The organism is Xanthomonas sp. LMG 12460 (assembly GCF_009192895.1).
Taxonomy (GTDB): Bacteria; Pseudomonadota; Gammaproteobacteria; order Xanthomonadales; family Xanthomonadaceae; genus Xanthomonas_A; species Xanthomonas_A sontii.
On the sequence record NZ_NKUH01000115.1, the window covers coordinates 1 to 7588 of the forward strand.

Genomic DNA, 7588 nt, shown 5'->3' on the forward strand with positions numbered 1-7588 from the left:
TAACAATTCATTCAAGCCGACGCCGCCTCGCGATCCCGGCTTAGTTCAGGCGTAAGGCCAACATGAAGACGTTCCTTTCACGTTTGCTCAGAAGTATCTTGCACCTTTGGGTTCGGCCTCACCAAGCCGTGCAGCTTGTGGATCCATTGGACTACGACAAAATGGTTCACCTCGACGCCGAGGAGCTTGCAGAGGGTGGTCTCGCTGCCGCCTACGAGAAGCTGTTGCCAGAGATTCTTCAGTTCGCCGCAGATCCTATTGCCGCGATAGAGGAGTTTGAGGAATCAGATGGAAGCTTCAGGGCAAGAGCCGGGGAACAGGTCTACACAATTTGGTCCGAAAACGGCGAGAGAGGCGAGGGCTGGACGAGGGCATCGATTGCGCTGTTCGACGTTGTCAATCGAAGCCTCGAAAATTCGAACGTCCGTTTCTATGCCTTCTATGGTGGCAACGATCTGAGCGGAATGTTTCTCACTGAGGATCAGGTCGCAAAGGCGCGGGCCGCATTGCCAAAACGATCGGACTGGCCTTACCTCATGGTTGACGAGCCACCAAACTGTGGGTTCCCTGTTGAAGCCTAAACCTACAGTCGGGCCGGACGGCCACAAGCTGCGCTTGTGGTTCTCTCCGCATTGCTCCGGCTGCGCTTTACTTCCACGTTAGCGCCCATACCACGTACCGTCGGCAAAGTTGAAGCAGCATCTCATCAGCTAGTGAAGCTCTGAACAATTCTCCCCACATCGACGGAGGATGCGCTGCATGAGGTCGCCTCGATGCGGCAATTCGCGCGGTTGTCGTTGCTTGCGACGTTGGTTTTTTTAGCGGCATCTTCGACCTCGGAGGATTGGTCAATGCCGGAACCATCCTCTCCCTCCTGCTATGCGCCGCGCTGTTCGGGCACCTGGCGCAGCGCGCGGCACAGCACCGCCTCGCGCATGCCCACCTCTACCGTGTCGCTTGCGCCGCCCAAGCAGCTGTGGTCGCGGCGCTTTCGCCACCCGAACCGACCGTACTTTTCAGACTGGAATGACTACAACTGCTCACCTCCACAGGTTTCGGCTTGCTCGTTGGCCGGTTGTTCCAGCCCGTCGCCGATCAACGCCGAATGCAATAGCTGCGCGCCCACCAAGCATCCATCCGCCTATGCCCACCGATACCTGATTGACACCCATGCTGAAGTCATCAATTACCTAGGAACAGGAACGGCGCTACTCATTCTGGCAACGCGTATGGTATTCGCTGCCTACGATGCGCTAGCGATCCGACCGCATTTGGCTCTGATCCGCGATGCACTCGCCCACGCCACCCCCGAGGATTCCTCTTCTCCCCAGACGATCCGTTAACTAATCGACGCCAATACGCCCCCCCCCCCTTCTCGCATGCAGCGCGCGCGGTCGTTTCACGTGTCCACCCGGACCTGACACAAGGTAAGGGGCAGGTGCGCAACGCACTTTGGAGCATCCTCCTACCGATGCACTTCGACAGTTCGCAATGTACGGGCTTTACTGCATCCTTTCCCACAACGGCATCGACAATGGGCTGCGCAGCTTTGCATACCGCTAATTCGGCAAGCCGCTTAGCCAGCTCTCACCAATGCAGGCGGCGACTACCATTGCGATCACCCATGCCCCTACGATTTACTTGAGAGATCCCGGCAGGCTGGCTGATCGGGCTCTGATCCTACTCGCGAGGACCCCGCATCCACGCTAACCCTCCTGCGCACCACAGTAGGACAACGCCGTCGTTCACACACCCACCCTCCCTTGACATGGTCTGCCGCAGGAGGAAAAAAATGAAGAAGGCAATGGCAAGCATCGCAATGACAGCGACCTTGACGAGCCTGCCGCTCGCAGCACCAGCGTCTGAGCCAATGCCATCCATCAGCCAAGCGACACTGCAGGAGTCCGAGAGCGAATACCAGCACAGCCCGCTGTGCGGCAAGGACGAACTCACCCTGTGGACGTGCCAGACACGCAAGCGAGAGTTTTCACTATGCTCGTCGAAGGCGCTCAACCGGACCTCGGGCTACCTGCAGTACCGAGCGTCGGATGGCGGCAAGCTGGTGCTGCAGTACCCTGCGGAGAAAAAGCCGCCGACGGGGCTTTTCACTTACAACACGTTTCCCAACGGAAACGCATCGATCGAGTTCAGCAACAGCGGCTACCGGTACAGCCTGTTCGACCCGCTCAGATCCGCTTCGTCCATCTCCGTCTCCGGACCTGGAGCGGCGGACAAGACCACGCAGATCGCCTGCGGCCCGAACCAGACGCTGCAGCTCAATTACACGATGCGGCTGATGTACGACGCAGGCGTCTGGGTCGATCCCTGAATGCGATGATCCATGTCGCAGTGTCGGTGTCCCGCTCGTCCGGACCGGCCGCCCGCCGACTACGGTGGCGGTAGCGGTCGACGCAATCTGCGCTTGCTACACTCGGCGCGACGGCCCGGCTCCCGCGAGCGACCAGGTCGACCGCCATGCCAAAGCCGCCACACCTTACGTTTTTTTCCGCAACCTCTTTCTCCCTCATCGACTATCGGTGCCATCATGAAACAAGCCATCGCGCTTCTGCTGCTTGCCTTCGCCTCCTCGTCCGCTTTCGCGGCGGGCAGATCCTGCGAGGAGTTGAAGGCCGAGCTCACCGCGAAACTCGATGCCCACGGCGTCAAGGACTACACGCTGAACATCGTCGACAACGCCGACGTCAAGGATCGGAAGGTCATCGGCAGTTGTGCGGCGGGAAGCAAGAAGATCGTGTACAGCAAGAACAAGCCGTCGACCTGATCGACAGGAGCGGTCACCTCATGCGAGTAGCTTGGAGCGACGGGACGCGGCGTATCGTCCTTGCGCAACGGATGGGCACGTCATGCAGGTAGAGGATCATTCGCCGCAGGCCTGGTTCCTCCTGCGCGACGACGACACGCTCCTGCTCGACGTCAACTGCAGCCATGGGCCGGTCGGCTACGCATGGACCATGGCGTTGAACGAGGAAGAAGCGGCGCAGTACCACGCGCTCGGGCGCGATGTCATCGTGCAGCTCGCCGAACAGGTGCAATGGACCGCGCCAGGGGTACTGGGCAGCCGGTCGCCGTATCTCGGCCGCAAAGTGGATGCCGAGACTCGCCAGCGCGTCACCCTGGCCATCAAGGCCTGGAATCAGAGCGACTGACGATCCTGGGTGTTCTACCTGGAAATCAACGCAACTCTTCTGATCGTGCCAACTGCATTGCGCAAGCCACATCCGGCGATCGGCGGATGCACCCCGACCGGATCGCCAGCGCAAGCCACCCCTTATCGCATCCAGCCCGGCTCTGGCAGGATCCATGACAGGCCGGGCACCCGGAAAGAGAAAGCCGCCATGCATGACATGACCTGGAGCGCTTCCGAGAAAAAGGCAGCCAGGGCACTGTTCGACACCGCGCTTCAACGCGAACTCCAAGCCTATCTCCAAGAGTTCAAACGCAGTGCCGCGAGCATCGACACGCCGGGCGCTCTATGGCCCTTGGTCAAACAGGCGATAAAAAAGCAGCGCGAAATCGCTCAGACATACGACTACCGTATTCTCAGCTCACCCTCGTCTTCGCCGTCCTTTTGCGTCGCGGCATCATGCAGGAAGCGGAAGTAGGCGCGGTTGGTGACGAGAAGGCCAGGCACATCATCGCCCTTGCAATCCTGAAGGCGTGATGTATCCGATCGCGTGTCGAACTGCCGTCGTCTACGGCACACGATGCAGTACGCCGGCACCAATACCCGCCGGAAGGCCTTGTGTTCCGACATACGCTGCTACGGATGTGCTGAGTTTATGGCGATTCGCCGGCTGATGCAGCGCGCCGCGTCGCCCTTTTCTCGCGGCATTGCGAGATCGCGCCGACGCTCGGACTGTAGTAGGTTCATCGCGTATGGGTCGATGGGCAGACCCGCCGACGCGAAGACAGGTGCCGATTGCCATGCGTGTATTTCTGGACGATGAGCGCGAGACACCCGCAGGATGGACAAGAGCCTATTGGCCGGATGACGTCATCGCACTGCTCCAGACCGGGAAGGTAGAGGAACTCAGCCTGGACCATGATCTCGGCGACGATGCACGCGGAACCGGTTACGACGTGGTGCTCTGGATCGAGGAAGCAGTGGCACTTCGGTCCTTCGTCCCGCCCAGGATGCACGTCCATTCTGCAAACACCTCGGCGAGAGATAAGATGCGTCTTGGCATCAAGGCGATCGAGCGGCTAGCGATAAAGAACAGACCCAGTGCATGATCTCATTGCGATGCGGCTGAGATGATGGAGAAGCAGACTGCTTGTCCGGCCCGTGCCTACTGCTCCAATACCTGACACTCGCAGATGATCAATCCAGATTGGACAACCAGAGGCAAATCGGTCGCGCAGTTGATCGAAGAGCTCAAGACATTCGAGAACCAGGACATGGAGGTCAGAATCTCCGTCGATGGCGGAAACACGTCCTTCCCGATTTCGCTAGTTGGCAAGACGGATGGCAAGTATGCCGTCTTGAGGAATTGCGAGGACAATCCTTCCATCGTTCATCATGTGTCTGAGGGTGGTTAGCGATTCATTGGCGCGGTACTTCAATCTCAGCTTTCACACTGATGGCAATCCTCGCCGCAGCGTCCTCCCCGTGACAGTCGACAATGACAGAGAATCCGGAAGCCCAACGTCGCAACGCGCCCCGCACAACGGTGCAGTCCGAGCCGCGCGCATCCGAAGAGGCCGCGCTTCCCCTTCCGAAGGAAACGCTCTGGGCCTTGTTCGATTACTTGAACGACGCGCTCGCCGATGGCTGCGATCACTCCTTGCGACTCACCACACAGTTCCTCGCGTCCCAGGATGTCGCTCCGGAGTCGGTCATCCCCTGGCTCGGTGCGCACGGAGGCTTCTGCGACTGCGAGGTGCTGTTCAATGTCGAGGAGCGCTGGGGCAAGCCGTGATCGGACATCGACCTGATGCATGACCTTCCGTATCACTTCCTGGCCGATCTGCTGCTGCATCCTGCGCAACCAGGAAGCAAGGCGACTGCGCTCGTCTCCGGCCAGTGGTGCGCCATTCTCTGCATCGACCAGCAGCAGTGGTCGGCCCGCCTCACCTTCACCGGCAGCCCGGCGCCCGGGGTCACGTTCCGCGCAGGGGTACAGTTGCTGATGCCTGACGCACTTGCCCACTTCCCGGCGGGCGCCGATTTCACGCTCTGGGCGAACGGCAGCGAAGGGACAGGCCACGTGGTCTCGAGGGCGGCCTGACAGGCACACGGAACCCGCATGCACGTCGACATCACCCACCACGTGGACGCCAGCGAGCCCGACGACGGGTACGGTTACTACTATGCCTACACCCTCTACCGCTTCAGCGACGGCCGCGATCGGTTGCTGGCGCGCAGCTACGACGACGATGCGGATCAGGCGCATTTCCTGAACATCGAAGTGGACGGGCACGTGCGCTTGATGATCGACGCGGACCTGCGGCATCCGCTGCTGCTGGCCGCCGCGGCGTACCTGGGCGAGACCGGCAAGCGTAGACTGCGCTGGCTGAGCGGCCGCGGCGACGGTTACGAGCCCCTGCCCGCCCAGCCCACCATCGGACCAGCGGAGGCTCCATGAAGCGCGTCACCGGGATTGGCGGCATCTTCTTCAAGGCACAGGACCCGGCCGCGCTGCAGGCCTGGTACCAGCGGCATCTCGGCATCGACGTGCAGGCCTGGGGCGGCACCGCCTTCGCCTGGAACGACGGCAGCGGCGCGCCGGTCACCGGCTCCACCGTCTGGTCGATCGGCGCGGCGGCGCAGGAGCCGCACTTCTCGCCCGGCACGGCACCCTTCATGATCAATTACCGGGTGCACGATCTGCACGCGCTGGTCGCGGCGCTGCGCGAGGAAGGCTGCCACGTGCTGGACCGCATCGATGAGTCCGAATACGGCGCCTTCGCCTGGGTCATCGACCCGGAAGGCAACAAGGTGGAGCTCTGGCAGCCGCCCGCCGGGCAGTAGTGCCCGCTCCGGCCGGTCGACTGGCCGGCCGGTAGCACGGGACGCCCGACCGGTCAGCGTCGAACCAGCCCCGCCGACATCGCCCGTGCACGCCGACCGGCGGGTTGGCGCCACCGACCGGCAGCACATGATCTTCGCTCGCCCTGCACTGCGCTATCACTACTGTCCGCGCTCATTGTCCTGATCGGGATCCGCGCCACCGATGAATGCCTCCCTCCCGAGTTCCCCCTCGCCCCTGCGTCCCTTCGCGGCGCGGGTCCTGGTCGTCATGGCGCTGGGCGCGCTGGCGCTGCTGGCCTGGCAGTTGTCGGAGCTGCTGCTGATCGTGTTCGGTGCGGTGGTGGTGGGCGTGCTGCTGCACGGGCTGGCCACGCTGTTGCGAAAGTGGTTGCCGCTGCCGGAGTGGGCGGCGCTGGCGCTGGTGATCCTGGTGCTGGTGCTGGCGCTGTCGGCGATCGTGCTGTTGTTCGGCGCCGAGGTCGCCGCGCAGATCGACACCTTCCGCGCCACCTTGCCGGCAGCCTGGAACAAGTTCCATGCCTGGCTGCAGTCCGGCCCGCTGGGGCCGCAGATCGAGCGCATCCCCGACCAGTTGCGCGACGGCGCCTCGACCCTGGCCACGCATGCCGGCGCCATCGTGCTGTCGGCCGGCGGCGGCGTCACCGACGCGGTGCTGATGATGGTCGGCGGGCTGTACCTGGCCGCGCAGCCGCGGCTGTATCGCCAGGGCCTGCTGCACCTGCTGCCGCGCGACCGTCGCGGCGTCGCCGACGAAGCGCTGACCGCCAGCGGCCAGGCGCTGCGCGCGTGGCTGACCGGCCAGTTGCTGGCGATGGCGGTGATCGGCACCCTGACCGGCATCGGGCTGTGGCTGCTGGGCGTGCCGGTGGCGCTGGGCATCGGCTTGTTGACCGCGCTGCTGGACTTCATCCCGATCGTCGGCCCGATCGTGGCCGCGGTCCCGGCGATCCTGCTCGGCTTCACCGTCAGCCCGCAGGTGGCACTGGGCGCGCTGCTGCTGTTCGTGGTGCTGCAGCAACTCGAAGGCCACGTGCTGCAGCCGCTGATCCAGGCGCGCGCGGTGGACCTGCCGCCAGCGCTGCTGCTGTTCTCGCTGTTCGGTATCGGCGTGCTGTTCGGGCCGATGGGCGTGGTGCTGGCGGCGCCGCTCACCGTGGTGCTTTACGTGCTGGTCAAGCGCCTGTACGTGCAGCATGCGCTGGGCGATGCCGAGGGCGCGGATGGCGCCGGAAAGCCCGCCGCCTGATCTGCGGTGCGTGATCCCATCCCGCCCCGCACGCGACGATGCCCACCGATCCGCAGGACCTGCAACGCGATCTGGCCGAGACCTTGCATAGTGCCGCCGCGTACAACGACAAGGGCTATGCCTGGCTCGGACACGATGCCCAGCAGATCGCCGACATGCAGTACCGGTTCCAGGCCCAGTTGACGGAACTGGCCGTGCGCCTGGGCGAGGCGCGACTCGGCGCGGCGCTGAGCACCGCCATCGCCAGCGGCGCGGCCGCGCGCGACGGCTCGGGCGACTATGTGGTGCTGTGCGAGGAGGTATTCGGCCGCGCGCGGGTGCGCCGCTGA

13 protein-coding genes are annotated in these 7588 nt (G+C 63.2%); all 13 read left to right on the top strand.

The features are described 5' to 3' along the window. The first annotated feature begins 161 nt into the window (after window positions 1-161). The 13 genes from CEK66_RS18840 to CEK66_RS18905 all read left to right on the top strand — a co-directional run bounded on the left by CEK66_RS18840 (window position 162) and on the right by CEK66_RS18905 (window position 7588). Window positions 162-581: a hypothetical protein gene (locus CEK66_RS18840; protein ID WP_152237922.1), complete on the top strand. Its 420-nt coding sequence runs from the start codon at window positions 162-164 to the stop codon at window positions 579-581. Between the two features lie 354 nt (window positions 582-935). After that, window positions 936-1343, top strand: a complete 408-nt coding sequence (locus CEK66_RS20465) for a hypothetical protein (protein WP_193312715.1) — start codon at window positions 936-938, stop codon at window positions 1341-1343. Window positions 1344-1792: 449 nt separating this feature from the next. Next, complete coding sequence (locus tag CEK66_RS18850) at window positions 1793-2329, top strand: hypothetical protein (protein ID WP_226978687.1); 537 nt, start codon at window positions 1793-1795, stop codon at window positions 2327-2329. A 216-nt stretch (window positions 2330-2545) separates the two neighbouring features. Next, on the top strand, window positions 2546-2782 hold the full coding sequence (locus CEK66_RS18855; protein ID WP_017915150.1) for a DUF1161 domain-containing protein: 237 nt from the start codon (window positions 2546-2548) through the stop codon (window positions 2780-2782). A gap of 82 nt (window positions 2783-2864) precedes the next feature. Then, window positions 2865-3167, top strand: coding sequence for a hypothetical protein (locus tag CEK66_RS18860; protein ID WP_152237923.1), 303 nt, complete (start codon window positions 2865-2867; stop codon window positions 3165-3167). Window positions 3168-3176: 9 nt separating this feature from the next. Beyond that, complete coding sequence (locus tag CEK66_RS18865) at window positions 3177-3623, top strand: hypothetical protein (protein ID WP_152237924.1); 447 nt, start codon at window positions 3177-3179, stop codon at window positions 3621-3623. Window positions 3624-3945: 322 nt separating this feature from the next. Next, on the top strand, window positions 3946-4254 hold the full coding sequence (locus tag CEK66_RS18870) for a cyclic-phosphate processing receiver domain-containing protein (protein ID WP_152237925.1): 309 nt from the start codon (window positions 3946-3948) through the stop codon (window positions 4252-4254). 389 nt (window positions 4255-4643) lie between these two features. Continuing rightward, window positions 4644-4940, top strand: coding sequence for a DUF2695 domain-containing protein (locus CEK66_RS20735; protein ID WP_226978688.1), 297 nt, complete (start codon window positions 4644-4646; stop codon window positions 4938-4940). Window positions 4941-4955: 15 nt separating this feature from the next. Then, on the top strand, window positions 4956-5249 hold the full coding sequence (locus CEK66_RS18885) for a hypothetical protein (protein ID WP_152237927.1): 294 nt from the start codon (window positions 4956-4958) through the stop codon (window positions 5247-5249). A gap of 18 nt (window positions 5250-5267) precedes the next feature. After that, window positions 5268-5606, top strand: a complete 339-nt coding sequence (locus tag CEK66_RS18890) for a hypothetical protein (protein ID WP_152237928.1) — start codon at window positions 5268-5270, stop codon at window positions 5604-5606. Then, complete coding sequence (locus CEK66_RS18895) at window positions 5603-5992, top strand: VOC family protein (protein ID WP_017907682.1); 390 nt, start codon at window positions 5603-5605, stop codon at window positions 5990-5992. Before CEK66_RS18890 ends, CEK66_RS18895 begins: the two co-directional genes overlap by 4 nt. Window positions 5993-6260: 268 nt before the next feature. Next, window positions 6261-7259 carry an AI-2E family transporter gene (locus CEK66_RS18900; RefSeq protein WP_017907681.1) on the top strand — a complete coding sequence of 333 codons (999 nt, stop codon included), beginning with the start codon at window positions 6261-6263 and terminating at the stop codon, window positions 7257-7259. Between the two features lie 38 nt (window positions 7260-7297). After that, entirely contained in the window at window positions 7298-7588 is a 291-nt protein-coding gene (locus tag CEK66_RS18905; protein ID WP_152237929.1) for a hypothetical protein, read from the top strand.